Below are 23,723 nucleotides of genomic sequence, written 5' to 3' on the forward strand. Positions count from 1 at the left end.
CCGAAGGCCCGCTTCGGCGGGACCCCTCTTATAAGAAGGAGCAATCAACGATGATGCGCAACGACTACCGCCTCCGGCGCCGGTCCCTCCTCACGGGCGCGTCGGCCGCCGCCGTGGCCGCCGCGGCCGCCGCGTGCGGCGACGACGGGCCCGCGGGCACCGCGGACGACCCGGTCCAGATCAGCTTCGAGTGGTGGGGCGACGACACCCGCGCCGAGCTGACCCAGCAGGCCGTCGATCTCTTCCAGGAGAAGAACGAGGGCATCAAGGTCCAGACGAACTTCGCGGACTTCCCGACGTTCTGGGAGGGCCTGACCGGCCGCATGGCCTCGCGCGACCTGCCCGACGTGTTCCAGATGGACTACTCGCGGCTGCGCCAGTTCGGCTCCAACGGGATGCTGCTGCCCCTGGAAGGGGTCGTCGACACCGAGGACTTCCGCGAGGGCTTCCTCGAGACCGCCAAGCTCGACGGGCAGCTCGTGGCCGTCCCGATCGCCGGGAACACGCTCGGTCTGATCTACCGCGCCGACTGGTTCGAGGCCCACGGGGCCGCGACCCCGGTGGCCGGTTACACGTGGGACGACTACAAGACCGCCATCTCCACGCTCACTCCCGCGCTCGGCGAGGGCAAGTGGGGCGGCGGCGACTGGTGCGCCCAGTACCACTTCATGGAGCTGTGGTTGCGTCAGCAGGGCGGCAGCTTCTACACCGAGGACGGCTCGGCCCTCAACTTCGAGCCCGCCCAGCTCGCCGAATGGTGGACCACCAGCGCCGACCTGTACCAGGCCGGCATGGTCCCGCCCGTGGAGACGACCATCGAGTGGACCGAGGGCGGCCTGGTCCAGGACGTGCTCGCCTCCGAGATCGGCTGGGACAACTTCATGGCCGGGTACGCGCCCACGGTGGAGGCCAACGGCGGGACGCTCGCGCTCGCCGCGCCGCCCACGGTGGACCCCTCGAACCTGGGCCTGTACCTCAAGCCGTCGATGCAGCTGGTCATCTCGGCCACCACCGAGCACGCCGAGGCCAGTGCGAAGCTGATCGACTTCCTCCTGGGCGACCCGGAGGCGATCGCGATCCTGGGCACCAACCGCGGTGTCCCGGCGACGAACACGGGCCTGGAGAACGTCGAGCTCGACGCGAACACGCAGGCCGTGCTGGACTACGAGGCGTCCGTGTCCGAGTACCTGACCTCGCCGCCGCCGGCGCCGCCCGCGGCCACCGGTGCGATCGAGGCCAAGTTCATGGAGATCTACCAGCAGGTCCAGTACGGCGAGATGACGGCGCAGGAGGCCGCCGACCTGTTCTTCACCGAGGCCGAGACCCTTCTGGCCGCCGAGCAGTAAACCAGTTTAAGGATCTTTCACCGTGTCAGCTTCTCCCTCCACGACCGCGCCACCCGCGGCCGAAGGGGCCGAGGCGCCGACCGTGCGCGGGGGACGGGGAGCGGCCAAGCGCCGCACCCCGATCTCCCGCCGCGGGGAACGGCTCGTCGGCTACACCTTCATGACGCCCTGGATCATCGGGTCGCTCGTCTTCACCGTCGGGCCGATGCTGTGGTCGCTGTATCTGTCGTTCACCGACTACCACCTGATCCTGGGCGGTGATTTCATCGGGTTCGCGAACTACACGGCCATGTTCGAGGATCCGATGTTCGCCCGGGCCGTCAAGGTCACGCTGCTGTACGTGCTGCTGGCCGTGCCGCTGAAGCTCGTCGCGTCGCTGGCGGTGGCGATCCTGCTGACGCAGTCGCGTCGGGGGATCGGGTTCTACCGGGCGGCGTTCTACATGCCCTCGCTCATCGCCATGAGCGTGGGGATCGCGATCGTCTGGAAGGCGCTGTTCGCCGGCGGCGGCCCGCAGGACCAGTTCATGTCCTGGTTCGGGTGGGAAGGCGGCGGGTTCATCGGGAACCCGTCGGTGTCGATCCTGATGCTGGTGCTGCTGAGCGTGTGGACGTTCGGGGCGCCGATGGTGATCTTCATGGCCGGGCTGCTGCAGGTGCCCGGGGAGCTGCACGAGGCGGCGCAGGTGGACGGGGCGGGGAAGTGGCACCGGTTCGTGCACATCACGATCCCGATGCTGTCGCCGGTGATCTTCTTCAACGTGCTCATGGAGACGGTGCACGCGTTCCAGCTGTTCGGTCCGGCGTTCATCATCGGCGGGACCGCCGGCGGTCCGGCCTGGTCGACGCTGTTCTACACCGTCCGGATCTACGCGCTGGCGTTCGTGGACCTGCGGATGGGTTACGCGTCGGCGTGGGCGTGGATGCTGGTGCTGGCGGTCGGCGTGGTCACGCTGATCATGTTCCGGGCGGCGAAGAACCTCGTCTACTACGCAGGGGAGGACAACAAATGAGCGTCGCGACTGAAGCGCCTCGGGTGATCGGGCGTCGCAAGCGCTCGGGTGCGGAGCGGGCGAAGTCCGTGGTCTGGCATGCGGCGATGCTGGCCGTGCTGGTGGTGGTGCTGTATCCGGCGTTCTGGGTGCTGACCGCGTCGGTGCGGGAGAACTCGGACATCCTGACGAACATCTCGCCGATCCCGACGTCGATCACGTGGGACAACTTCGCTTCGGCGTTCGACGGTCTGGCGGGGATCCCGCTGTGGCGGTTCTTCTGGAACTCGCTGGTGATCTCGGCGCTGTCGGTGGTCGGCATCGTGGCGTCGTGTTCGATCACGGCGTACGCGCTGGGGCGCTTGGAGTTTCCGGGGCGCAAGGCGATGTTCGCAGTGGTGATCGCGACGCTGCTGCTGCCGGGGCAGGTCATGCTCATCCCGCAGTACCTGATCTTCTCCGAGATGGACGTGGTGAACACGATCTTCCCGCTCGTGATCGGGAAGTTCCTGGGCTTGGACGCGTTCTTCGTGTTCATGTACGTGCAGTTCCTGCGGGGGATCCCGCGGGAGCTGGACCAGGCGGCGACGATCGACGGGGCCGGGCACTTCCGGATCTTCTTCTCGATCATGCTGCCGCTGCTGCGCCCGGCGATCGTGACGTCGTCGATCTTCACGTTCATCTGGTCGTGGAACGACTTCATGGGGCCGCTGATCTACCTGCACGAGATCGAGAAGTTCCCGCTGCCGCGGCTGCTGCAGTCGTACAACAACACCGAGGCGGTGTCCAACTACGGCGGCATGATGGCGATGACGCTGCTGTCGCTGGTGCCGGTGGTGCTGTTCTTCCTGGTGTTCCAGAAGTTCCTCATCAAGGGCATCGCCACCTCGGGTGTGAAGGGCTAGCGTGGCGGTCATGGCTCGCAGGCGGCAGGCGTTCGGGGAAGGGTTCGCGCTCTTCGCCGAATGCCTGCTGACCGGGGCGTGGTTCGCCCTCGCGGCACTGCCGGCGGTGACGGTCCCGGCGGCGCTGGCCGCCGCGTCGCGGCACCTGGCGGCCTACGCCGACGGGGAGGCGACCTCGTGGGGCGCGTTCTGGTCGGACTTCCGGGTCGCGTGGCGCCGGTCGTGGCGCGTGGGCCTGGCCATGCTGGGCGCCTTGGCGCTGCTGGGGTTGAACCTGCTCGTGCTCGCGCAGGAGGGCGTGCCCGGCCGGCCGGGGTTCGCTCTGGCGACGTTCCTGGTCGCCGGGCTCGCGACCGCGCTGCTGCTGCGGGCCGCTGCGGCCTGGGAGCCGGAGGCGCGCTGGCGGGCGCTGTTCGCGGGCGCGCTGGAGGAGTCCAAGGCCGACCTGAGCGGTACGGGGATCCTCTTGGGCGGGGTCGTGGTGCTGGCGGTGTGCGCGTGGGCGCTGTGGCTGCTGGCGGTGCCGATGAGCGGATGCCTGGTCGGCGCGGCGGTCGCGGTGCGCCGCCGCCGCCTCGCCCTCGAGGAGGAGGCCCGCCGGTCGGTGTAGTGCCCGAGGAGGACGGGAGTTCCTTCGAGGGAGGGGCGTGGGCGGTTGCTAGCGTAAGGGCGTAGCAACCCCCTTACGCGGCCTTGCGTTTCCGGCAGCCGCGAACCCGCACGGAGGCACCACATGACCGACGTCCCCCCCGAAGCCGCGACCCCCGCCAAGCCGCCCCGCCCCTGGACCGTGACCACCGCGGTCGTCCTCCAGATCCTCCTCGCCCTGTTCCTGGTGGCGCAGTCGGCGATCACGCTCATGTACAGCGCGGACTCCGCCCACGCCGCCGACGCCGAACTGGAGGACCAGGGCTTCACCGGCTCGGACCTGCCCGAGGGCACCAGTTTCGAAGGCGACCCGGTCTCCGTGGGCGTCCCGGTCCTCATCGCGCTGTTCCTGATCGTCCTGGCCCTGTTCAACGCCGCAGGGAAGCGCCCGGCCCGGATCGTCACCTGGGTCGTGCAGCCGATCGTGCTCATCTGCGGCGGCTTCGCGGCCGTCTCGTCCTTCTTCCTGGCGTCCTTCCTCGAAGCGGGGATCGAGGCCGAGGGCGGCCCCGAGGACCTCGACGTGCAGGCCGTGGTCGACGCCGCCCTCGGCGTCTACCCCGCCTGGACGGACGTCGTCACCTACGGTGCGGCCGTCTTGGCGACCTTCGGGTCGATCGCGATCATCATCCTGCTGGCGGTGCCCTCGGCGAACGCGTACTTCCGCAAGCCGGTCCAGCAGACGCACATCCCCGGCGCCCCGCCCGCATAGCGGTGCCGCGCACGGCCCGGGCCGGTCCGCGCGGACCGGCCCGGGTTGTTTCCTGTCACGTTTTCACTCGCAGCGATCGCTCCGCGACCACTGCGACCCTCCCTACAGGACCGACCGGTGCGGCCCCCAGCACGCTTCCCGCGGCCCGGGCCGCGCCGGCCGCCGCCGCGGCGGCCCGCCATTTCCAGCAGACCCGTGTCGTCCCCTGCGGCTAGAATCCAAGAACACCCACCACACCGTGCTCGAGAAACGATCGCGACCGCTCGCCGCACCGGCGGGCGAGAGGAGACCGACCCAGGGCCCGACCCCGCCGCCAGGCGCCGGGCCCGCCGAGAGGACCGATTTGAGCAAGTCAGCAGCAGCGCCGCCCCCAGGCTGGGGCGTGTGGACGTGGCCCAACCTGGTCACCGCCATCAGGCTGCTCGGCATCCCGCTGTTCTGCTACCTCCTGCTCGCCACCCAGTACTACTGGCAGGCCGCGATCATCCTCGCCGTCGGCGGCGGCACCGACTGGGTCGACGGGCAGCTCGCCCGCCGCCTCAACCAGGTCTCCAAGCTCGGGCGCCTCCTCGACCCCTTCGTCGACCGCCTCTACATCCTCAGCTCGCTGCTGCTGCTGACCTTCATCGGCCTGCTCCCGTGGCTGTTCACCGCCGCCGTGCTCCTGCGCGAGGCGGTGATGGTGTCGCTGGTGATCGTCCTGCGCTGGCACGGCTACGCCCCGCCCCAAGTGCACTTCCTCGGCAAATGCGCCACCACCGTCGTGTTCATGTCCTTCCCCGCGCTCGTCCTGGGCACCGTGGCCGCCGCCGAGGCGTGGGCCCGGCCGCTGGGCTGGGCGCTGGCCTGGTGGGGCCTGGGCCTGTACTGGCTCGCCGCGTTCGTCTACCTGCGCCAGGGGGCCGGGCTCATCCGCGCCGGCCGGCCGCAGCCCACCGTCGCCGCCTGAGGCCCGCTCCGGGCGCAGGGGTCACCCGGCCTCGGCCCCGGCGCGAACCGCTGCGCGCCGAGCGATACGGTCATGATCGTCCGACCCGCCGAGCGGCGGGGTTTCCAAGAGGGGAGCGCCAGGTGATTCCGGAGCAACTGCGTTACACGGCGGAGCACGAGTGGGTCGAGGAGCGCGACGCGAACGTCGTCCGCATCGGGATCACCGACTTCGCGCAGAGCGCGCTCGGCGACGTCGTCTACGTCCAGCTCCCGGAGGCAGGCACCCAGGTTCGGGCAGGTGACGTGGTCGGCGAAGTCGAGTCGACCAAGAGCGTCTCCGACGTGTACGCTCCGTTGACCGGTAAGATTCTTGCTTGCAATCCTGAATTGTCGGAATCCCCGGAATTGGTGAACAGCGACCCCTATGCGGCGGGCTGGATGTTCGACATCGAGGTCGAGGATGCCGGCGCGCTCACCGCTTTGCTCGACGCCGGTGCGTATGCGAAGCTTACGGAGTGACCAGAGGGTCCAGACTTGTAGAAGGTGGCAATCCATGACGCGTTCGAATGACGAGTTCCCTCCGCCGGATGTGACGGCCACGATGAACCTGTCCGCTCTGCAAGAGGGCGGTGAGGTCGACGCGGAGCTGAACTCCGCCCGGCTGGCGGACTCGCTGCCGGCGGGCACCGCGCTGCTGGTCGTCCGCCGCGGACCGAACGCCGGCGCCCGCTTCCTGCTCAACACCGAGGTGACCACCTCCGGGCGGCATCCCGATTCCGACATCTTCCTCGACGACGTCACGGTCTCGCGGCGCCATGCCGAGTTCCACCGCGACGCGGGCGGCTTCACCGTCCGCGACGTCGGCAGCCTCAACGGCACCTATGTGAACCGCGAACGCGTGGAGACCGCGGGACTGGGCAACGGCGACGAGGTCCAGATCGGCAAATTCCGGCTCGTGTTCATCAGCGGCCCCAAACCGGCCGCGGCCTGACCGGCCTCCGCCACCCCCGGCAGACGCTGACGGCGAGTAGGCTGAACACATCGAGGACCCGCCCGGGGCCACCCCGCGGCGGGTCCGTCTTCAGGAACACGGCACGCGTTGGAGGCGAACCGGTGCGGATGATGACCGTAGTCGGGGTCCGCGTGGAACTCCCGAGCAACCAGCCGGTGGTCCTGTTGAAAGAGACCGACGGCCACCGGTACCTGCCCATCTGGATCGGCACGGTCGAAGCGGCCGCGATCGCCTACCAGCAGCAGGACGTGCAGCTGTCCCGCCCGCTCACCCACGACCTCATGCGCGACGTCCTCGAAGCGCTCGACGTCACCCTCACCGCCGTCGAGATCACCGAACTGCGCGACACGGTCTACTTCGCCGAGCTCGTCCTCGACGGCCGCACCCGCGTCTCCTCCCGCTCCTCCGACGCCATCGCGCTCGCCCTGCGCGCGGACGCCCCGATCTGGTGCGCCGACGCCGTCCTCGACGAAGCCGGCGTCGTCCTGCCCGACACCCAAGAGGACGAAGTGGAGAAGTTCCGCGAATTCCTCGAAGAGGTCACGCCCGAGGACTTCGGCGAAAGCCAATAACCCCCGCGACCTGCCGAGGTTTTCTTTCGTTCAGCCCATGGTGGAGGGTCGTGCGGTTACGCTCACCTTCGTGAACGCCGGTGCGAGCGGAGGCAGCCATGGATCACAGTGACCCTGCGGGACGGCCCGCCGTCCCGCACGGCCAGGTCCGCGGCTGGCGCGGCACCACCGCCTGCCGCGTGGTCGGCATCACCTACCGGCAACTCGACTACTGGGCCCGCACCGGCCTGCTCGAGCCGTCCATCCGCCGCGCCAACGGATCGGGCTCCAACCGCCTCTACTCCTTCAGGGACATCGTCGTCCTCAACGTCATCAAACGGCTCCTGGACGCCGGCGTCTCCCTCCAGAACATCCGCAAAGCCGTCGATGCCCTCCGCTCCCGCAGCGTCAAAGACCTCGTGGAGATCACCCTCATGTCCGACGGCACCACCGTCTACGAATGCCGCTCCGCCGCCGAGGTCATCGACCTCCTCCGCGGCGGCCAAGGCGTCTTCGGCATCGCCGTGCGCACCACCGTCACCGACGTCATGGGCCGCCTCGCCGCCCTCCCCGGCGAAGCCCCCGCGCCGGCCCCCGCGCCCCTGCACCCGCCCGAGCAGACCCACGTCCGCCACATCGGCCCCGTGCCCGGTCGCCGACCCACCGCCTCCTGACCTACCATGGCCGCAGAGCCGGAAAACCGGGCGGGAGAGATCGTGGGCCACAGGCGCTCCACGGCACCGAAGGGGCAAGTCCCTCGCTTCAAACTCTCAGGTACCAGGACCGCCCGGAATTGGCCGCTCTGAAGCCGGCGAAGGAGTCGGTGACAGACGAGGGGACCGCAACCGCCGTCGACCTGTCACCGGAGCGTCACCATGACCGACCGCACCTTCGCCGACCGCCACATCGGCACCAGCCCCGCCGACCAGGACGCCATGCTCAAAGCCGTGGGCCTCCCCAGCCTCGAAGCGCTCATGGACGCCTGCATGCCCGAGCTGATCCGCTCCCGCGACGGCCTCGCCCTCCCCGCGGCCGTCTCCGAGACCCGGGCCCAAGCCGAACTCAAAGCCCTCGCCGCCCTCAACCGCCCCAAGCGGTCCATGATCGGCCTGGGCTACCACGGCACCCACACCCCCGCCGTCATCCGCCGCAACGTCCTGGAGAACCCCTCCTGGTACACCGCGTACACGCCCTACCAGGCCGAGATCTCCCAAGGCCGCCTCGAGGCGCTCCTGAACTTCCAGACCGTCGTCGCCGACCTCACCGGCCTGCCCGTCGCCGGCGCCAGCCTCCTCGACGAAGCCACCGCCGCCGCCGAGGCGATGCTCCTCGCCCGCCGGGCGGCGAAACAGGCCGCCGGGGACGTGTTCGCCGTCGACGCGCGCGTCCTCCCGCAGACCCTCGCCGTCCTGCGCACCCGCGCCGAACCGGTCGGCATCCGCCTCCACGTCGCCGACCTCGCCGACCCCGCCCAGATCCCCGAGAGCGCCTTCGGCGTCCTCCTCCAGTACCCCGGCGCCGACGGCGGCGTCCGCGACTGGACCCCCACCGTCGACGCCGCCCACGAGCGCGGCGCGATCGTCACCGTCGCCGCCGACCTCCTCGCCCTCGCCCTGCTGACCGCGCCCGGCGAGTTCGGCGCCGACATCGCCGTCGGCTCCACCCAGCGCCTCGGCATGCCCATGGGCTTCGGCGGCCCCCACGCCGGCTACATGGCCGTCCGCGACCGCCTCCAGCGCCAGCTGCCCGGCCGCCTCGTCGGCGTCTCCCGCGACTCCAGCGGCGCCCCCGCCCTGCGCCTGGCCCTCCAGGCCCGCGAACAGCACATCCGCCGCGAGAAGGCCACCAGCAACATCTGCACCGCCCAAGTCCTCCCCGCCGTCGTCGCCGCCTCCTACGCCGTCTGGCACGGCCCCGACGGGCTGCGGGCCATCGCCGAGCACGCCGCCCGCTCCGCCGCGCGCCTGGCCGCGTCCCTCACCGCCGACGGCGTCACCGTCACCGAGGACGCGTTCTTCGACACCGTGCAGGTCCGCGTGCCCGGCCGCGCCGACACCGTCGTCGCCACCGCCGCCGCCGGCGGCGTCAACCTGCGCCGCGTCGACGCCGACACCGTCGCCGTCGCCTGCGACGAGACCACCACCGAGGCCGACCTCCGCATCGTCGGCGACGCCTTCGGCGTCCGCCTCGCCGACGAGGACGGCGACGCGATCCCCGCGGCCCTGCGCCGCACCTCGGCCTACCTCACGCACCCGGTCTTCACCGCGCACCGCTCCGAGACGGCCATGATGCGCTACCTCAAGCGCCTCGCCGACATGGACTACGGCCTCGACCGCGGCATGATCCCCCTCGGCTCCTGCACCATGAAGCTCAACGCCGCCGCCGAGATGGAGCCGATCTCCTGGCCCGAGTTCGCCGACGTCCACCCCCTCGCCCCCGCCGACCAGACCCGCGGCTGGCGGGCCCTCATCGAGCAGCTCGAGCGCTGGCTCGCCGACGTCTGCGGCTACGCCGCCGTCTCCGTCCAGCCCAACGCCGGATCCCAAGGCGAACTCGCCGGACTCCTCGCCATCCGCGCCTGGCAGCACGACCGCGGCGAGACCGGCCGCGACGTCTGCCTCATCCCCGCCAGCGCCCACGGCACCAACGCCGCCTCGGCCGTCCTGGCCGGGATGCGCGTGGTCGTCGTCGCCTGCGACGAGGCCGGCAACGTCGACCTGGCCGACCTCGACGCGAAGATCGCCGCCCACGCCGACCGGCTCGCGGCCCTGATGGTCACCTACCCGTCCACGCACGGCGTCTACGAGGAGACGATCGTGGAGGTGTGCGCGAAGGTCCACGACGCCGGCGGGCAGGTGTACGTCGACGGCGCGAACCTGAACGCGCTCCTGGGATGGGCGAAGCCGGGCCGGTTCGGCGCCGACGTGTCGCACCTGAACCTGCACAAGACGTTCTGCATCCCGCACGGCGGCGGCGGCCCCGGCGTGGGCCCGGTGGCCGTGGCCGAGCACCTGGCGCCGTTCCTGCCCGCCGACCCCATGGACGAGGACGCCGGGCCGGTCGGCCCCGTGTCGCAGGCCCGGTGGGGGTCGGCCGGGATCCTGCAGATCCCGTGGATGTACCTGCGGATGATGGGCCCCGACGGGGTGACCGCCGCGACCGCGAGCGCGGTGCTGGCGGCCAACTACGTCGCCGCCCGCCTGCAGGGCCACTATCCGGTGCTCTACACCGGCGCGCACGGCCTGGTCGCGCACGAGTGCATCCTGGACCTGCGGGAGCTGACCAAGCGCTCCGGGGTCACCGTCGAGGACGTCGCCAAGCGGCTGATCGACTACGGGTTCCACGCGCCGACGATGTCGTTCCCGGTGGCCGGCACGTTGATGGTGGAGCCGACCGAGTCGGAGGACCTGGCCGAGCTCGACCGGTTCTGCGCGGCGATGATCGCCATCCGCGAGGAGATCGAGGCGGTCGCGCAGGGCGCGGTCGCCGTCGAGGACTCGGCGCTGCGGGCCGCCCCGCACACGGCCGCGGTCGTCACCGCCGACGACTGGGACCGGGCCTACGGGCGCGCCCAGGCGGCCTGGCCCGCCGGAGCGGCCGCGCCCGCGGCCGGGTCGCCGGCGTCGGCGACCGCCGCGAAGTACTGGCCGCCGGTGGGCCGGATCGACAATGCGTGGGGGGACCGGAACCTGGCGTGCACGTGCCCGCCGATCGAGGCCTTCGGGGAGTAGCCGAGCCGGGTGCCCGCTCACCACAGTGGGCGGGCACTGAGCAAAGGGCTTTACACTGGCGGCCGACGATCCCCCCTCCAGGAGTGAAGCTGATGGTTTTCGGTACTGAGCACAAGGTGAGGTCGCACCGGCTCGGGCGGCGGCGCAAGAAGGGCGGCTCCCGCATGCCGGTGGCGCCCTGGATCGTGATCACCATGGTGTGCGTGCTCGTCGCCGCCGGACTGACGTGGGGGTTCGTCACGCTGCTGCGGTCGGGTTGCTCGGGGATGTACCGGGTGACGGTGGCGGTCGCGCCGGGCGTGTTCTCGACGCTGGAGGACGCCGCGCAGGCGTGGGAGGCCGAGGGGCCCGAGGTCGACGGCCAATGCGTGGGGATCGACGTCCGCGAGGTCGCCCCGGACGACGCGTCGCGGGGCATCATGGGCGACTGGAACCCGAAGTCGCTGGGGCCGCGGCCGATCGCGTGGGTCCCCGATTCGCAGGCGTGGGCGTCGTGGGTGGCCTCCAGCGAGATGACCGCCGGGTACGCCAGCTCCGACCCGGTCGTGCTCGGCCAGGCCGCGCCGGTGCTGGCCGTCGCCGAGTCGAAGGCGACCGAGCTGGGCTGGATCGGGGGGCAGCCGCCGTCGTGGGCGGACGTGCTCGGGGCGGCGCGGGAGGGGCGGATCAGCCTCGCCGCGGCCAACCCGCGGACCTCGACCGAGGGCCTGGTGGCGATGCTGAACGCGACCTCCGACGGCGCGGGCGGGTTCTCGCAGGAGGCCCTGGACGCGTATTCGGCCGCGGCCGACGCCGGGTCGGTGACCGACGACGCCGACGAGCAGCTCGCGCTCTACGCCGAGTCGGGGGACACCTCCCGGGTGGTGACGGCCCTGGACTACCAGGTGGAGGACTTCAACGCCGACACCGCCCCGGCCGATCCGCTGGTGCCGATCACGCCCAGCGGCACCAGTGTGGGCGCGGTCGCGACGTACCTGGTGCTGGGGGGCGCCGGGTGGGTCTCGGAGTCGGACGCGGGGATCGCCCGCCGGTTCGGCGAGCATCTGCGCTCGCAGGTCGAGTCGGGGGCGTTCGCCGACGCCGAGCTGCAGGCCGTGGAGGACCCGCAGGCGGCGCTGGCGCAGACCACGCCCGCCACGGTGGGGGAGGCGGTCAAGTCGTGGCGGGTGGGCCGGCAGGACTTGAACGTGCTGTTCCTGGTCGACCGGTCCTCGGTGATCGCGGGGGAGTCGGTCGAGTACGACGGTGAGGCGGTCTCGGCCGGCGACGCGGCGATCCGCACCGCCGTGGCCACCGTGAACGCGATGGAGTCGACCTCCCGGGCGGGCCTGTGGGAGTACGGGGTCGGCGCGGACGGGGACGCGAACTGGCGCGGGGTCACCGACATCGAGGAGCTGACCGACGATCACCGGGAGGGCCTGGTCGGGGACCTGTACGCGATCTCGGAGAACGATCCCTACGAGGGCGGCTCGCCCTTGTACGACTCGCTGGTCGCCGCCTACCAGTACATGGGCGAGCACGCCGTCGACGGCGCGGCGAACGTGGTGGTCGTGCTGACCAACTCCGGTGAGGACACCGTGAGCGCCCCGTCGGCCGAGGAGGCCGCCGGCACGCTGGCGGGCATGGACGGCGCGGTCACGGTCTACACCGTCGGGCTCGGGTCGGCCAACAGCGCGAACCTGACGCTCCTGGCCGAGGCCACGGGCGGCGCCCACGTCCCCGCACCCGCGGCCGGCGGGGTCCTGGAGGCCATCGGCGGCTGACGCGCCGGTGAGGTGGGACACACGTTCCGGGCGGTGCGGGCCGGGTGGGCGACACTGGATCCATGTCCGTGTTCCGCGCCGTCCGCCCCGCGCCCCCGGGGGTCGACGCCGCGTGCCTGCCGCGACTGGAGGAGGTCGACCGGCTCGAATGGCGCGTGGGCGACGGCGGCGACCCGGCTGTGCTGGCCGCGGCCTTCCGCGACCGCCATGCCGGTCCGCACACCGACGCCGAGGGATCGGCCTGCGGGGTGGCGGTGCTCGTTTCGGCCGCCGCCGGGGCGGTCATGGCCGGCGGGGCCACCGGCGCGCCGAGCCCGGTCCCGGCCGTGCCCGACCTGGTGCTCGTCGCCTACCGGCACGGACCCGCCCGCGAACCCGAGGCTCCCGGCGCGTTCGCGCTCGGGGCCTGGGAGGCCTCGTGGAGCGGTGCCGACCACGCGAAGGCGATCGTCGCCGTGCAGGAGGCGATCGGCCGCGGCCAGGTCTACGTCGCCAACGTCGTCGGCCACCGCCGCGCGGCCTGGTCGGGCGACCCGGGCGCGATCGCGGCCGCCGCGGCCGGGGTGCCCGGCGCGTCCTGGGGCGGCGTCCTCGCCGGCGAGGACTGGCTCGTCGCCTCCGGATCCCCCGAGTGCTTCCTCACCGCCGACGCCGCCTCGGCGGCGACGCGTCCGATCAAGGGCACCGCCCCGGCCACCGAGGACGGCCGCGCCGCGCTGCTCGGCTCGGTCAAGGAACGCGCCGAGCACGTCATGATCGTCGACCTCGAACGCAACGACCTCGCGCAGGTCGCCGTCCCCGGGACCGTCGCCGTCGAGGGCCTGTTCCGGCTCGGCCGCTGGGCCGACCTGTGGCAGGCCGAATCGACCGTGACCGCCGAGCTCGACGCCGCGACCGGGTTCGCGGACCTGCTGCGGGCGATGTGCCCGCCCGGGTCGGTCACGGGCGCGCCGAAGCTCGCCGTCCTCGACCTCGTCGGGGGGCTCGAACCGGTCGGCCGCGGCCCGGCCATGGGCGGCTTCGGCTACCTCAGCGGCGACCGGGTGCGCCTGGGCGTCACCATCCGCACGGTCGCCCTCGACGCGACGCACGCGCACATGTGGTCGGGCGGCGGCATCACCTGGCGCTCCGAACCCGAAGCCGAAGTCGCCGAAGCGGCGGCGAAGGCCGCCGGCGTCGCGGCCGCCCTCGGCAGCGCCCTCTGAACGCGCGCCCTCACCCGCGGGCGGCGCGCCAGATCGCCAGGGTCTCCTCCTTCGCGCGATCCCGGAGGTCGTCGGGCCACTCGGCCCGGTAGAGCCGCAGCCGCGGCGTCGAGGAATCGAGCTCCACCACGCACCCGAGCGCCATCGGCGGATCGGGATGGACTCGTCGGAGCCACACCGTCCCGGCATTGCCGTCGTCGCCGCTCACTTGGATAGTGCGATGCTCCAATTGGAACTGCCCTAGGATTTTCGGCTCGCTCATGCCCGAGTCCTCACCGTTTGTGTCCCACCGTTGTCGGGCGTCGCGGCGTCGTCGTGTCAGCGAGGCGGCCGCGGGCCCGCATCAATCTTTCCCACCTCTGCGCAGTCGTGTCAATACCCGGCGCGACACCGGGGAGGGTGAACGGGGCTGGGAGCGGTCCATTGCGGAGGGCCGCAGCGATCCGGCGCGCGCGCCGTCCCGGTGTGTCAAGCTGGTGCGCATGAGCGACGATCAGGATTTCAACGACATCGCCGAAGCCGCCTTCGACCTGGCCCGCGCCGGCGAGCGCGAGCGGCTGCTGCGCTTCGTCGAGGCCGGCCTGCCGGTCGACCTCGTCAACGGATCGGGCGACTCGCTGCTGATGCTGGCGGCCTACCACGGCCACGCCGACACCGTCCGGGCCCTGATCAAAGCGGGGGCCGAAGTGGACAAACGCAACGACCGCGACCAGTCGCCGCTGGCCGGGGCCGTGTTCAAGAACTACGACGAGGTGATCGCCGTCCTCCTGGAGGCCGGGGCCGACCCCGACGCCGGCACGCCCTCGGCGCGGCAGATCGCCGCCATGTTCGACCGCGACACCTTCAAATGACCGCAGTGGCCGCCGCTCAGAGCGCCCGCATGCCTTCGGGGAGTCGCCCCCAGGCGTGCAGGTCGGTCAGATGCGCCTCCAGCGTCGCCGCGAACGCCGCCGCCGCCTTCGTCAGGGGCGCCTCCCGGCGCGCCGCGAGCGCGATGGTGCGGCTGGCGCCCGGCGGCGCCAGCGGCGTCGCCCGCAGCCCCGAGCGCCCGGCGGCGATCATCGCCGGCAGCAGCGCGATCCCCAGTCCCGCCTCCACGAGCGACGCGACCGCGTCCGTCGCGCCCCCGTCGACGCCGGTGCGGGGCGTGAACCCGGCCCGCTCGCACGTCGTGATCGTCAGGTCCCGCAGGTCGTACCCGTGGGCGGGCAGCACGAACGCCTGCTCGCGCAGCTGCGCCAACCCGATGTAGCCCTGGCGGGTCAACGGCGGCAGCTTCGCGGCCGAGGCCACCACGAGCGCCTCCGACAGCAGCGGCTGCACCGTCAGCCCCGCGTCCCCGGCGGTGTCGCCGATCGTGAACGCCAGATCGAGGTCCCCGGCGGCGAGGTGGTCGATCAAGGGCCCCGAACCGTCCTCGGTGAGCGTCACCGACACTCCCGGATGCGCCTCCAGGTAGCGGGTGAGCAGCGGCGCGATGAGCCACGAGCACAGGCTCGGGGTCGCGCCCAGGCGCAGGTGCCCGGCCCGGACGGCGAGCACGTCGTCGATGTCCGAGCGCGCGGCGGTCACCGCGGCGGTGATCCGACGCGCGTGCGGCAGCAGCGTCTGCCCTGCGTCGGTCAATTCGATCCGGCCCCGGGCGCGGGTGAACAGGGGAGCGCCGAGCTCGGATTCGAGCGCCTGGATCTGCTTGCTCAATGACGGTTGTGTCACACCGAGTTCTTCGGCCGCATGAGTGAAATGCCGGGTTTGTGCCACGGCCAGGAAGGCGTGCAACTGCTGCGGGCGCATGTCCATAACGTATCGGCATGGAACATGCCGCGACCATGAATTGGACCCGTGAGGCGTATCGCGTCTAGCCTCTGGACGTGTCTACGGATTTGCAAACGCGCACTGCCGCGCAGCCGGGCGAACGCGCCCGCGCGCCCCAGGGACCGTGGCGTTCCAACATCGGCCTCAAGATCATCATGGCGGTCTCGGGCATCCTGCTCGTGCTGTTCATCATCGCCCACATGGCCGGGAACCTCCACGTCTTCGAAGGCCGCGAGGAGATGAACGCCTACGCCGCGGGCCTGCGGTCCTTCGGCGAGCCCCTGCTGCCCCACGAGAGCTTCCTGTGGATCATGCGGATCGGCCTCATCGCCGCCGCCCTGGCCCACATCTGGTCCGCGGTCGTCCTGACCCGCCGGGCCATGGTCGCCCGCCCCGTCCGCTACGCCTCCAGGAAGCCCGCCCGAGGCGAATCGCGCCACGCCGTCGCCACCATGCGCTGGGGCGCGATCGTCATCGTCCTGTTCGTCGTCTGGCACCTGCTGGACCTGACCTGGCGCACCGTCAACCCGGTCAAGGACATCCACGACGCCTACGGCGCCGTGCTCGCCACCTTCAGCCCCGAGCGCTGGCCGGTCACGGTGTTCTACCTCCTGGCCCTGGTCGCCCTGGGCTTCCACCTGCGGCACGGCATCTGGTCGGCCGTGCAGACCATCTCGGGCCCGAACACCAAATGGCGCGGCCGCACCCAGGCGATCAGCCTGGCCGTCGCCGTCGTCGTCGTCGCGGGGTTCGCGATCGTGCCCCTGGCCGTCACTTTCGAACTGGTGAGCTGACATGAGCACTGACTTCTACCGCGAGGGCGAGCCCATCGCGGACACCAAGGCCCCCGCGGGGCCCATCAGCGAACGCTGGGAGAAGCGCCGCTTCTCCGGCCGCCTGGTCAACCCGGCCAACCGCCGCAAGCTCCGCGTCATCGTCGTCGGCACCGGCCTGGCCGGCGCCAGCGCCGCCGCGACGCTCGGCGAGCTGGGCTACCGGGTCGCGAACTACTGCTTCCAGGACTCGGCGCGGCGCGCGCACTCGATCGCCGCGCAGGGCGGCATCAACGCCGCCAAGAACTACCGCAACGACGGCGACAGCGTGCACCGGCTGTTCTACGACACCGTCAAGGGCGGCGACTTCCGCTCCCGGGAGTCGAACGTGCACCGGCTCGCGGAGGTCTCCACCGAGATCATCGACCAGTGCGTGGCCCAGGGCGTGCCGTTCGCCCGCGAGTACGGGGGCCTGCTGGACAACCGCTCCTTCGGCGGCGCGCAGGTCTCGCGGACGTTCTACGCCCGCGGCCAGACCGGCCAGCAGCTCCTGCTCGGCGCCTACCAGGCGCTGCAGCGGCAGGTCGCGGCCGGGACGGTCGACCTGCACACCCGCCACGAGATGCTCGAGCTCGTCATCGCCGACGGCAAGGCCCGCGGCATCGTCGTGCGCGACCTGGTGACCGGCGAGATCTCCACCGAGATCGCCGACGCCGTCGTCCTCGCCACCGGCGGGTACGGCAACGTGTTCTTCCTGTCGACGAACGCCAAGGGCTGCAACGTCACCGCCTCGTGGCGGGCGCACCGCAAGGGCGCCTACTTCGCGAACCCCTGCTACACGCAGATCCACCCCACGTGCATCCCGCAGTCGGGCGAGCACCAGTCGAAGCTGACGCTCATGTCCGAGAGCCTGCGCAACGACGGGCGCGTGTGGGTGCCCAAGCGGCGCGGCGACGACCGCGCCCCGGGGGACATCCCCGAGGCCGAGCGCGACTACTACCTCGAGCGGCGCTACCCGGCGTTCGGGAACCTGGTGCCGCGCGACATCGCCTCGCGCGCCGCGAAGATGGTGTGCGACGAGGGCCGCGGCGTCGGCCCCGGCGGCCTGGGCGTGTACCTGGACTTCGCGGACGCGATCAAGCGCCTGGGCAAGAAGGCCGTCGAGGCCAAGTACGGGAACCTGTTCGACATGTACGAGCGGATCACCGGCGAGAACCCGTACGAGCGCCCGATGCGGATCTACCCGGCCGTGCACTACACGATGGGCGGCCTGTGGGTCGACTACGACCTGTCCTCGAACATCCCCGGCCTGTTCGTGACCGGTGAGGCGAACTTCTCCGACCACGGCGCGAACCGCCTGGGCGCGTCGGCGCTCATGCAGGGCCTGTCGGACGGGTACTTCGTGCTGCCGAACACGATCTCGGACTACCTCGCGGACGGGCCGTTCGAGCCCCTGGGCGAGGACCACGAGGCCGTGGTCGCCGCCCGCAAGGAGGTCGACGACCGGATCGCGTTCTTCCTGAACAACGACGGCGACCGCACCGTGGACTCCTTCCACCGCGAGCTGGGCAAGATCATGTGGGAGTACTGCGGGATGGAGCGCACCGACGAGGGCCTGCGCAAGGCCATCGGGCTCATCCGCGGCCTCAAGGACGAGTTCTACCGGCGCGTCAAGGTCACCGGGAAGGCCGAGGAGCTCAACCAGCAGCTGGAGAAGGCCGGCCGCGTGGCGGACTTCTTCGAACTGGGCGAGCTGATGTGCATCGACGCCCTGCACCGCACCGAGTCCTGCGGCGGGCACTTCCGGGCCGAGTCCCAGACCGAGGACGGCGAGGCCAAGCGCGACGACGAGCACTTCTCGTACGTCGCGGCGTGGGAGTACGGGGAGGACGCGCCCGTCCTCCACAAGGAAGCCCTCGAGTTCGAATACGTCAAGCCCACCCAACGGAGCTACAAGTGAAGCTGTCTCTGCGAATCTGGCGTCAGCCCGACGCCGACACCCCGGGCAAGATGGTGTCCTACGAGATCGACGACGTGTCCGAGGACGCCTCGTTCCTGGAGATGCTCGACGTGCTCAACGAGCGTCTCATCGCCGAGGGCGAGGACCCGGTGGCGTTCGACCACGACTGCCGCGAGGGCATCTGCGGCGCCTGCTCGCTCATGATCGACGGGCAGGCGCACGGCCCGCAGGCCGCGACGACCACCTGCCAGCTGCACATGCGCAAGTTCAAGGACGGCGACCAGATCGACGTCGAGCCGTGGCGGGCGGGGGCGTTCCCGGTCATCAAGGACCTCGTGGTCGACCGGACCGCCTTCGACCGGATCATCCAGGCCGGCGGGTACATCTCCGCGCCCACCGGCACCGCCCCGGACGCCCACGCGGTGCCGGTCCCCAAGCAGGACGCCGACGCGGCGTTCAGCGCGGCGGCGTGCATCGGCTGCGGCGCGTGCGTGGCCGCCTGCCCGAACGGGTCCGGGATGCTGTTCATGGGCGCCAAGGTGGCCCACCTCGGTCTGATGCCCCAGGGTCAGCCCGAGCGGCACACGCGCGTGCTCGGCATGGTCGCCGCCCACGACGAGGCCGGCTTCGGCGGATGCACCAACACCGGTGAGTGCGCCGCCGCGTGCCCCAAGGAGATCGGGCTCGACGTCATCGGCAGGCTCAACCGGGACTTCCGCAAGGCCGCCGCCCGCGCGGCCTGAGCCGTCCCCGCGGGGCCGGTTCGGTTCCGACCGAGTCGCCCTCCCGCACATGGAGGAGGAGCCCCCGGCCGTTCGGCCGGGGGCTCCTCGTCGCTCCTGCCCCGCGTGAGCGGGGAGACCCCGGGGAACCTCGCCCCCGCGTGAGCGGGGGAATGCCGTCCCCTGTGAACAACGACCAGGGCACGGCGAGGTCGCGGCGCGCGCGGGTGACCCATGTCTCCGTCCACAAAGCCGGCGCCGGTGCGAACCGGTCCGATGCCACGGGCATCGGCCTCCTCGCGTTCCCGGCCTCCGGCCGCACCGGCCTATGATCGCGAATATGAACGAACTTCTCGATCTGCACCGCCGCACCATGGCCTCCGCCGTCGCGATCGTCCACATGGTCGAGCCCGAGCAGCTCCGCCTGCCGACCCCCTGCACCGAATGGGACCTCGGACAGCTGCTCGCCCACATGACCGCCCAGAACCGCGGATTCGCCGCCGCGGCCCGGGGAGCGGAGTTCGACCCGGCCGCCTGGGCCGAGACGCCGCTGTCCGAGCGGTTCGCCGAGACCTTCGCCGCCTCGGCCGAGGAGGTCGTGGTCGCGTTCGCCGACGAGGCGGCGCTGCAACGCGAATGGCTCGTCCGCGTCGGCCCGGACCAGCCGCTCGCGGTGCCCGCGGAGCAGGCCATCGGCTTCCACCTCATCGACTACGTGGTCCACGCCTGGGACGTCGCCGTCTCGATCGGCCACGAGCCCGAGTTCGACCCGCTCGTGCTCACCGAGGCGCTCAGCCTCGCCGAATCGGTCCCGCAGGACGGCCCCACCCGCTACAGCCCCGACGCCCCGTTCGCCCCCGCCCTGGAACTGGAGAGCGGCGACGGCCTGCTGGAACAGCTGCTCGCCGCCCTCGGCCGCGACCCCGAATGGCGCGCCGAGGCGGCCTGAGGCGCGCGGCCGACACGAGGCGGCCCCGCCCCTAGCCGAACATACCGACTGGACGGTATGATTCTGGCAGTCCCGACGACGAGGAGGTCGCCGTGCAGATCACCGGTGCCGTACTGGAACGCTGCGGCTCGCCCGCCCCCTACACGCAATCGCGCCCCATCGCCATCGGGCCGCTCGACCTCGACCCGCCCGGCCCCGGCGAACTGCTGGTGCGCATCGAAGTCGCCGGGATCTGCCACTCCGACCTGTCCGTCGTGGACGGCAGCCGCGTCCGCCCCGTCCCCATGCTCCTGGGCCACGAAGCCGCCGGCATCGTCGAAGCGGCCGGACCCGGCACCGCGATCGCCGTCGGCCGCCGCGTCGTCATGACCTTCCTGCCCCGCTGCGGCCACTGCGAGGCCTGCGGCACCGGCGGCCGGCTCCCGTGCACGGCCGGCAGCGCCGCGAACGCCGCCGGGACCCTGCTCGGCGGCGGCGTCCGGCTCCACCGCGACGGCGACGCCGTCAACCACCACCTCGGCGTCAGCGCCTTCGCCACCCACGCCGTGGTCGCCGCCGCCTCCGTCGTCCCCGTCGACGACGACGTGCCCCCCGACATCGCCGCGCTCCTGGGCTGCGCCGTCCTCACCGGCGGCGGCGCGGTCGTCAACGCCGGACGGCCCCGCCCGGGCCAGACCGTCGCCGTCGTCGGCCTCGGCGGCGTCGGCGCCGCCGCGCTCCTCGTCGCCAAAGCCCTCGGCCACCCCGTCATCGGCGTCGACACCGTCCCGGCCAAACTCGCCACGGCGAGCGCACTCGGCGCCGAGGCCCTCACCCCCGACGAAGCCGCCGGACGACGCGTCCCCCTCGTCATCGAAGCCGCCGGGGCCGCCCGCGCCTTCGAGACCGCCTACGCCCTCACCGCCCCCGGCGGCACCACCGTCACCGTCGGCCTGCCCCGCCCCGACGCCCGCGCGAGCATCGCGCCCCTCACGCTCACCGCCGAGGCCCGCACCGTCGTCGGCTCCTACCTCGGCTCGGCCGTCCCCGGCGACGACGTCCCCCGCTATGTCGACCTCTGGCGCCAAGGCGACCTGCCGCTCGACCGGCTCGTCTCCGACCGGATCGACCTCGAGGGCCTCCCCGCCGCGCTCGACCGCCTCGCCGCCGGCGAGGCGCTGCGCCAGCTCATCGTCTTCTCCACCGACTGAAAGGAATGCCCATGACCTCACGCACCGCCATCGTCACCGGCGCCGCGCGCGGCATCGGGGCCGCCACGGCCCGCCGCCTCGCCGCCGACGGCCACGCCGTCGCCGTCGTCGACCTCGACGAGGCCGACGCCCGCTCCACCGCGGACGCCATCGAGGCGGCCGGCGGCCGCGCGCTCGCCGTCGGCGCGGACGTCGCCGACGAGACCGCCGTCGCCCGCGCCGTCGAACGCGTCGCCGCCGAACTCGGCCCGCCCGCGATCCTCGTCAACAACGCCGGGATCCTCCGCGACAACCTGCTGTTCAAGATGAGCGCCGACGACTGGGACGCCGTCCTCGGCGTCCACCTGCGCGGCGCGTTCCTCATGAGCCGCGCCGTCCAGTCCCACATGGTCGAGGCCGGGTGGGGCCGCATCGTCAACCTCTCCAGCACCTCGGCCCTCGGCAACCGCGGCCAGGCCAACTACGCCGCCGCGAAGGCCGGCATGCAGGGCCTCACCAAGACCCTCGCGCTCGAACTGGGCAAGTTCGGCGTCACCGCGAACGCCGTCGCCCCCGGCTTCGTCCAGACCGAGATGACCAAGGCCACCGCCGAGCGCATCGGCGTGCCCTTCGATGACTTCCTCGCCCACGCCGCCAAGGAGACCCCGGTCGGCCGCGTCGGCCAGCCCGAGGACATCGCCGCCGCGGTCGCCTACTTCTGCTCCGAGGACGCCGGCTTCGTCTCCGGCCAGGTCCTGTACGTGGCGGGAGGTCCGCGCGCATGAGCCCCCAGATCAGCGTCCCCTCCCTCGCGACGCTCGCCGACGCGATCGGCGCCGAGGCGACCGGGGAGTGGTTCACCGTCGACCAGGCCCGCATCGACGCGTTCGCCGACGCCACCGAAGACCACCAGTGGATCCACGTCGACCCCGAACGGGCGAAGGCGGGCCCGTTCGGCGCGCCGATCGCCCACGGCTACCTGACGCTCTCCCTGCTGCCCCGGCTCACCGCCGGGCTCTTCGACATCGGCGGCCTCGCCATGTCGGTGAACTACGGGCTCGACCGGCTGCGGTTCCTCCAGCCCGTGGCGGCCGGATCGCGCGTGCGCGCCGTCGTGACCCTCAAGTCCGCCGAGCCGACCGCGCGCGGCGTCCGGGCCGCGTACTCGGTCACCGTGCAGATCGAAGGCTCGGACAAGCCCGCGCTCGCGGCCGAGACCCTCACCCTCTACGTCCCCGCCGGCACGGACGCCTGAACGCAGCGGGAAGCGGCGCGGCCCTGGTGGGGCCGCGCCGCTTCCCGCTGCGTTCAGAGCCGTTCGAGCACCATCGCCATGCCCTGGCCCCCGCCCACGCACATGGCCTCCAGGCCGTAGCGCCCGCCGGTGTCCTCCAGAGCGTTCAGCAGCGTCGAGGTGATCCGCGCGCCGGTCATCCCGAACGGGTGCCCGACCGCGATCGCCCCGCCGTTGACGTTGAGCCGGTCCTCGTCGATCCCCAGCTCCCGCGCCGAGGGGATCACCTGCGCGGCGAACGCCTCGTTGATCTCCACGAGGTCGATGTCGCCGATCTCCAGGCCCGCCAGCGCGAGCGCCCGCCGGGAGGCCTCCACGGGGCCCAGGCCCATGATCTCGGGGGACAGGCCGCTGACGCCGGTGGCGACGATGCGCGCCAGCGGTCGGATGCCGAGCTCCTCCACCATGCGCTCGGAGACGACGACCACGGCGGCGGCGCCGTCGTTGAGCGGGCACGCGTTCCCGGCGGTGACGGTCCCGTTCGGGCGGAACACCGGGTCGAGGCCGGCGAGCTTCTCGACGGTGGTGCCCGGGCGCGGGCCGTCGTCGGCGGTGACGACGGTGCCGTCGGCGAGGGTCACCGGGGTGATGTCGCGGGCCCAGAAGCCCGCGGCGATCGCGCGTTCGGCGCGCTGCTGGCTGCGGGCGGCGAAGGCGTCCTGCTCCTCGCGGGTGATCCCGCGGAGGGCGGCGACGTTCTCGGCGGTCTGGCCCATGGCGATGTACGGGTCCGGGAGCAGGCCCTCATCGCGCGGGTCGGTCCACTCGGGATCGCCGCCGCCCGCCCGCTTCGCGGTGCGGGCGGTCGCCTCCGCGAAGACGGGGTTCTCCAGTTCGGCCCCGGGGATGAAGTCGCTGGAGCCGATGTCCATGCCGCTGACCGACTCGACGCCGGCGGAGACGAACACGTCGCCTTCGCCGGCCTTGACGGCGTGGAAGGCCATGCGGGTGGTCTGGAGGCTGGAGGAGCAGTAGCGGGTGACGGTCGCGCCGGGCACGGTGTCCCAGCCGAGCATGACGGCGACGATGCGGGCCATGTTCATGCCCTGCCGGCCGCCGGGCATGCCGCACCCGAGCAGGAGGTCGTCCACCATGGACGGCTCCAGGCCGGGCACCTTCGCGACGGCCGCGCGGACCATCTGCGCGGCGAGGTCGTCGGCGCGGGCGTCTTTGAGCGATCCCTTGTGGGCGCGCCCGATGGGCGAGCGGGCGGTCGCGGCGATGTAGGCCTCGGTCATGGTGCTTCC

The 23,723-nt window shown here is 72.1% G+C and carries 24 protein-coding genes and 1 riboswitch; of the genes, 21 read left to right on the top strand and 3 right to left on the bottom strand.

Annotation, left to right across the window (positions count from 1 at the left end; translation table 11 throughout):
- The first annotated feature begins 50 nt into the window (after window positions 1–50).
- The 13 genes from K3N28_RS08910 (at window position 51) to K3N28_RS08970 (ending at window position 13,794) form a co-directional block, all read left to right on the top strand.
- A complete protein-coding gene (locus K3N28_RS08910; protein ID WP_228092142.1) occupies window positions 51–1,346 on the top strand; it encodes an ABC transporter substrate-binding protein in 1,296 nt (431 codons plus the stop codon).
- A gap of 22 nt (window positions 1,347–1,368) precedes the next feature.
- Window positions 1,369–2,358, top strand: a complete 990-nt coding sequence (locus tag K3N28_RS08915) for a carbohydrate ABC transporter permease (RefSeq protein WP_228092143.1) — start codon at window positions 1,369–1,371, stop codon at window positions 2,356–2,358.
- Complete coding sequence (locus tag K3N28_RS08920) at window positions 2,355–3,242, top strand: carbohydrate ABC transporter permease (RefSeq protein WP_228092144.1); 888 nt, start codon at window positions 2,355–2,357, stop codon at window positions 3,240–3,242. Before K3N28_RS08915 ends, K3N28_RS08920 begins: the two co-directional genes overlap by 4 nt.
- Window positions 3,243–3,252: 10 nt before the next feature.
- Window positions 3,253–3,852, top strand: coding sequence for a DUF624 domain-containing protein (locus tag K3N28_RS08925; protein WP_228092145.1), 600 nt, complete (start codon window positions 3,253–3,255; stop codon window positions 3,850–3,852).
- 123 nt (window positions 3,853–3,975) lie between these two features.
- Complete coding sequence (locus tag K3N28_RS08930; protein WP_228092146.1) at window positions 3,976–4,602, top strand: hypothetical protein; 627 nt, start codon at window positions 3,976–3,978, stop codon at window positions 4,600–4,602.
- Between the two features lie 343 nt (window positions 4,603–4,945).
- On the top strand, window positions 4,946–5,551 hold the full coding sequence (locus K3N28_RS08935; RefSeq protein WP_228092147.1) for a CDP-alcohol phosphatidyltransferase family protein: 606 nt from the start codon (window positions 4,946–4,948) through the stop codon (window positions 5,549–5,551).
- A gap of 122 nt (window positions 5,552–5,673) precedes the next feature.
- The gene (gene gcvH / locus K3N28_RS08940) at window positions 5,674–6,051 is read left to right on the top strand and encodes a glycine cleavage system protein GcvH (RefSeq protein WP_228092148.1); all 378 of its coding nucleotides are present in this window, start codon (window positions 5,674–5,676) and stop codon (window positions 6,049–6,051) included.
- 34 nt (window positions 6,052–6,085) lie between these two features.
- Complete coding sequence (locus tag K3N28_RS08945) at window positions 6,086–6,523, top strand: FHA domain-containing protein (RefSeq protein WP_228092149.1); 438 nt, start codon at window positions 6,086–6,088, stop codon at window positions 6,521–6,523.
- Window positions 6,524–6,645: 122 nt separating this feature from the next.
- Window positions 6,646–7,116 (top strand): bifunctional nuclease family protein, encoded by a 471-nt coding sequence (locus K3N28_RS08950; protein WP_374209726.1) that lies wholly within the window; start codon window positions 6,646–6,648, stop codon window positions 7,114–7,116.
- Between the two features lie 98 nt (window positions 7,117–7,214).
- On the top strand, window positions 7,215–7,769 hold the full coding sequence (locus K3N28_RS08955) for a MerR family transcriptional regulator (protein ID WP_304608704.1): 555 nt from the start codon (window positions 7,215–7,217) through the stop codon (window positions 7,767–7,769).
- A gap of 21 nt (window positions 7,770–7,790) precedes the next feature.
- Window positions 7,791–7,891, top strand: a riboswitch (glycine riboswitch).
- A 79-nt stretch (window positions 7,892–7,970) separates the two neighbouring features.
- The gene (gcvP, locus tag K3N28_RS08960) at window positions 7,971–10,826 is read left to right on the top strand and encodes an aminomethyl-transferring glycine dehydrogenase (RefSeq protein ID WP_228092151.1); all 2,856 of its coding nucleotides are present in this window, start codon (window positions 7,971–7,973) and stop codon (window positions 10,824–10,826) included.
- Window positions 10,827–10,918: 92 nt separating this feature from the next.
- Window positions 10,919–12,589, top strand: a complete 1,671-nt coding sequence (locus K3N28_RS08965; protein ID WP_228092152.1) for a hypothetical protein — start codon at window positions 10,919–10,921, stop codon at window positions 12,587–12,589.
- A gap of 62 nt (window positions 12,590–12,651) precedes the next feature.
- Window positions 12,652–13,794, top strand: coding sequence for a chorismate-binding protein (locus tag K3N28_RS08970; protein ID WP_228092153.1), 1,143 nt, complete (start codon window positions 12,652–12,654; stop codon window positions 13,792–13,794).
- Between the two features lie 10 nt (window positions 13,795–13,804).
- Here K3N28_RS08970 and K3N28_RS08975 read toward each other — a convergent pair whose 3' ends face one another.
- Complete coding sequence (locus K3N28_RS08975) at window positions 13,805–14,056, bottom strand: hypothetical protein (RefSeq protein ID WP_228092154.1); 252 nt, start codon at window positions 14,054–14,056, stop codon at window positions 13,805–13,807.
- Window positions 14,057–14,276: 220 nt separating this feature from the next.
- Here K3N28_RS08975 and K3N28_RS08980 point away from each other — a divergent pair, with 220 nt between their 5' ends.
- Window positions 14,277–14,645, top strand: a complete 369-nt coding sequence (locus tag K3N28_RS08980) for an ankyrin repeat domain-containing protein (protein ID WP_228092155.1) — start codon at window positions 14,277–14,279, stop codon at window positions 14,643–14,645.
- Window positions 14,646–14,661: 16 nt separating this feature from the next.
- Here the strand turns inward: K3N28_RS08980 and K3N28_RS08985 are convergent, their stop codons facing one another.
- Window positions 14,662–15,594 (bottom strand): LysR family transcriptional regulator, encoded by a 933-nt coding sequence (locus K3N28_RS08985; protein ID WP_308062125.1) that lies wholly within the window; start codon window positions 15,592–15,594, stop codon window positions 14,662–14,664.
- 71 nt (window positions 15,595–15,665) lie between these two features.
- Here K3N28_RS08985 and K3N28_RS08990 point away from each other — a divergent pair, with 71 nt between their 5' ends.
- The 7 genes from K3N28_RS08990 to K3N28_RS09020 all read left to right on the top strand — a co-directional run bounded on the left by K3N28_RS08990 (window position 15,666) and on the right by K3N28_RS09020 (window position 22,437).
- Complete coding sequence (locus K3N28_RS08990) at window positions 15,666–16,403, top strand: succinate dehydrogenase cytochrome b subunit (protein WP_228092157.1); 738 nt, start codon at window positions 15,666–15,668, stop codon at window positions 16,401–16,403.
- Window position 16,404: 1 nt separating this feature from the next.
- The gene (locus tag K3N28_RS08995; protein WP_228092158.1) at window positions 16,405–18,342 is read left to right on the top strand and encodes a fumarate reductase/succinate dehydrogenase flavoprotein subunit; all 1,938 of its coding nucleotides are present in this window, start codon (window positions 16,405–16,407) and stop codon (window positions 18,340–18,342) included.
- A complete protein-coding gene (locus K3N28_RS09000; RefSeq protein WP_228092159.1) occupies window positions 18,339–19,085 on the top strand; it encodes a succinate dehydrogenase/fumarate reductase iron-sulfur subunit in 747 nt (248 codons plus the stop codon). Before K3N28_RS08995 ends, K3N28_RS09000 begins: the two co-directional genes overlap by 4 nt.
- A gap of 319 nt (window positions 19,086–19,404) precedes the next feature.
- Entirely contained in the window at window positions 19,405–20,013 is a 609-nt protein-coding gene (locus tag K3N28_RS09005; protein ID WP_228092160.1) for a TIGR03086 family metal-binding protein, read from the top strand.
- A gap of 92 nt (window positions 20,014–20,105) precedes the next feature.
- Window positions 20,106–21,203 carry an alcohol dehydrogenase catalytic domain-containing protein gene (locus tag K3N28_RS09010; RefSeq protein ID WP_228092161.1) on the top strand — a complete coding sequence of 366 codons (1,098 nt, stop codon included), beginning with the start codon at window positions 20,106–20,108 and terminating at the stop codon, window positions 21,201–21,203.
- Window positions 21,204–21,208: 5 nt separating this feature from the next.
- The gene (fabG, locus tag K3N28_RS09015; RefSeq protein WP_374209727.1) at window positions 21,209–21,967 is read left to right on the top strand and encodes a 3-oxoacyl-ACP reductase FabG; all 759 of its coding nucleotides are present in this window, start codon (window positions 21,209–21,211) and stop codon (window positions 21,965–21,967) included.
- Window positions 21,964–22,437: a MaoC family dehydratase gene (locus K3N28_RS09020; RefSeq protein WP_228092163.1), complete on the top strand. Its 474-nt coding sequence runs from the start codon at window positions 21,964–21,966 to the stop codon at window positions 22,435–22,437. The genes fabG and K3N28_RS09020 overlap by 4 nt, the downstream gene beginning before the upstream one ends.
- Before the next feature lie 53 nt (window positions 22,438–22,490).
- Here K3N28_RS09020 and K3N28_RS09025 read toward each other — a convergent pair whose 3' ends face one another.
- Window positions 22,491–23,714 (bottom strand): acetyl-CoA C-acetyltransferase, encoded by a 1,224-nt coding sequence (locus K3N28_RS09025; protein WP_228092164.1) that lies wholly within the window; start codon window positions 23,712–23,714, stop codon window positions 22,491–22,493.
- Between the last annotated feature and the right edge of the window lie 9 nt (window positions 23,715–23,723).

The sequence above is a fragment of the Glycomyces sp. TRM65418 genome (assembly GCF_019710475.1).
Taxonomy (GTDB): domain Bacteria; phylum Actinomycetota; class Actinomycetes; order Mycobacteriales; family Micromonosporaceae; genus Glycomyces.

What these genes read in the sequence shown, in the direction of transcription:
- K3N28_RS08910 (WP_228092142.1), top strand. Translation starts at nt 51, where the DNA reads ATGATGCGCAACGACTACCGCCTCCGGCGCCGGTCCCTCCTCACGGGC.
- K3N28_RS08920 (WP_228092144.1), top strand. Translation starts at nt 2,355, where the DNA reads ATGAGCGTCGCGACTGAAGCGCCTCGGGTGATCGGGCGTCGCAAGCGC.
- K3N28_RS08925 (WP_228092145.1), top strand. Translation starts at nt 3,253, where the DNA reads ATGGCTCGCAGGCGGCAGGCGTTCGGGGAAGGGTTCGCGCTCTTCGCC.
- K3N28_RS08930 (WP_228092146.1), top strand. Translation starts at nt 3,976, where the DNA reads ATGACCGACGTCCCCCCCGAAGCCGCGACCCCCGCCAAGCCGCCCCGC.
- K3N28_RS08945 (WP_228092149.1), top strand. Translation starts at nt 6,086, where the DNA reads ATGACGCGTTCGAATGACGAGTTCCCTCCGCCGGATGTGACGGCCACG.
- K3N28_RS08955 (WP_304608704.1), top strand. Translation starts at nt 7,215, where the DNA reads ATGGATCACAGTGACCCTGCGGGACGGCCCGCCGTCCCGCACGGCCAG.
- gcvP (WP_228092151.1), top strand. Translation starts at nt 7,971, where the DNA reads ATGACCGACCGCACCTTCGCCGACCGCCACATCGGCACCAGCCCCGCC.
- K3N28_RS08965 (WP_228092152.1), top strand. Translation starts at nt 10,919, where the DNA reads ATGGTTTTCGGTACTGAGCACAAGGTGAGGTCGCACCGGCTCGGGCGG.
- K3N28_RS08970 (WP_228092153.1), top strand. Translation starts at nt 12,652, where the DNA reads ATGTCCGTGTTCCGCGCCGTCCGCCCCGCGCCCCCGGGGGTCGACGCC.
- K3N28_RS08975 (WP_228092154.1), bottom strand. Translation starts at nt 14,056, where the DNA reads ATGAGCGAGCCGAAAATCCTAGGGCAGTTCCAATTGGAGCATCGCACT.
- K3N28_RS08980 (WP_228092155.1), top strand. Translation starts at nt 14,277, where the DNA reads ATGAGCGACGATCAGGATTTCAACGACATCGCCGAAGCCGCCTTCGAC.
- K3N28_RS08985 (WP_308062125.1), bottom strand. Translation starts at nt 15,594, where the DNA reads ATGGACATGCGCCCGCAGCAGTTGCACGCCTTCCTGGCCGTGGCACAA.
- K3N28_RS08995 (WP_228092158.1), top strand. Translation starts at nt 16,405, where the DNA reads ATGAGCACTGACTTCTACCGCGAGGGCGAGCCCATCGCGGACACCAAG.
- K3N28_RS09005 (WP_228092160.1), top strand. Translation starts at nt 19,405, where the DNA reads ATGAACGAACTTCTCGATCTGCACCGCCGCACCATGGCCTCCGCCGTC.
- fabG (WP_374209727.1), top strand. Translation starts at nt 21,209, where the DNA reads ATGCCCATGACCTCACGCACCGCCATCGTCACCGGCGCCGCGCGCGGC.
- K3N28_RS09020 (WP_228092163.1), top strand. Translation starts at nt 21,964, where the DNA reads ATGAGCCCCCAGATCAGCGTCCCCTCCCTCGCGACGCTCGCCGACGCG.
- K3N28_RS09025 (WP_228092164.1), bottom strand. Translation starts at nt 23,714, where the DNA reads ATGACCGAGGCCTACATCGCCGCGACCGCCCGCTCGCCCATCGGGCGC.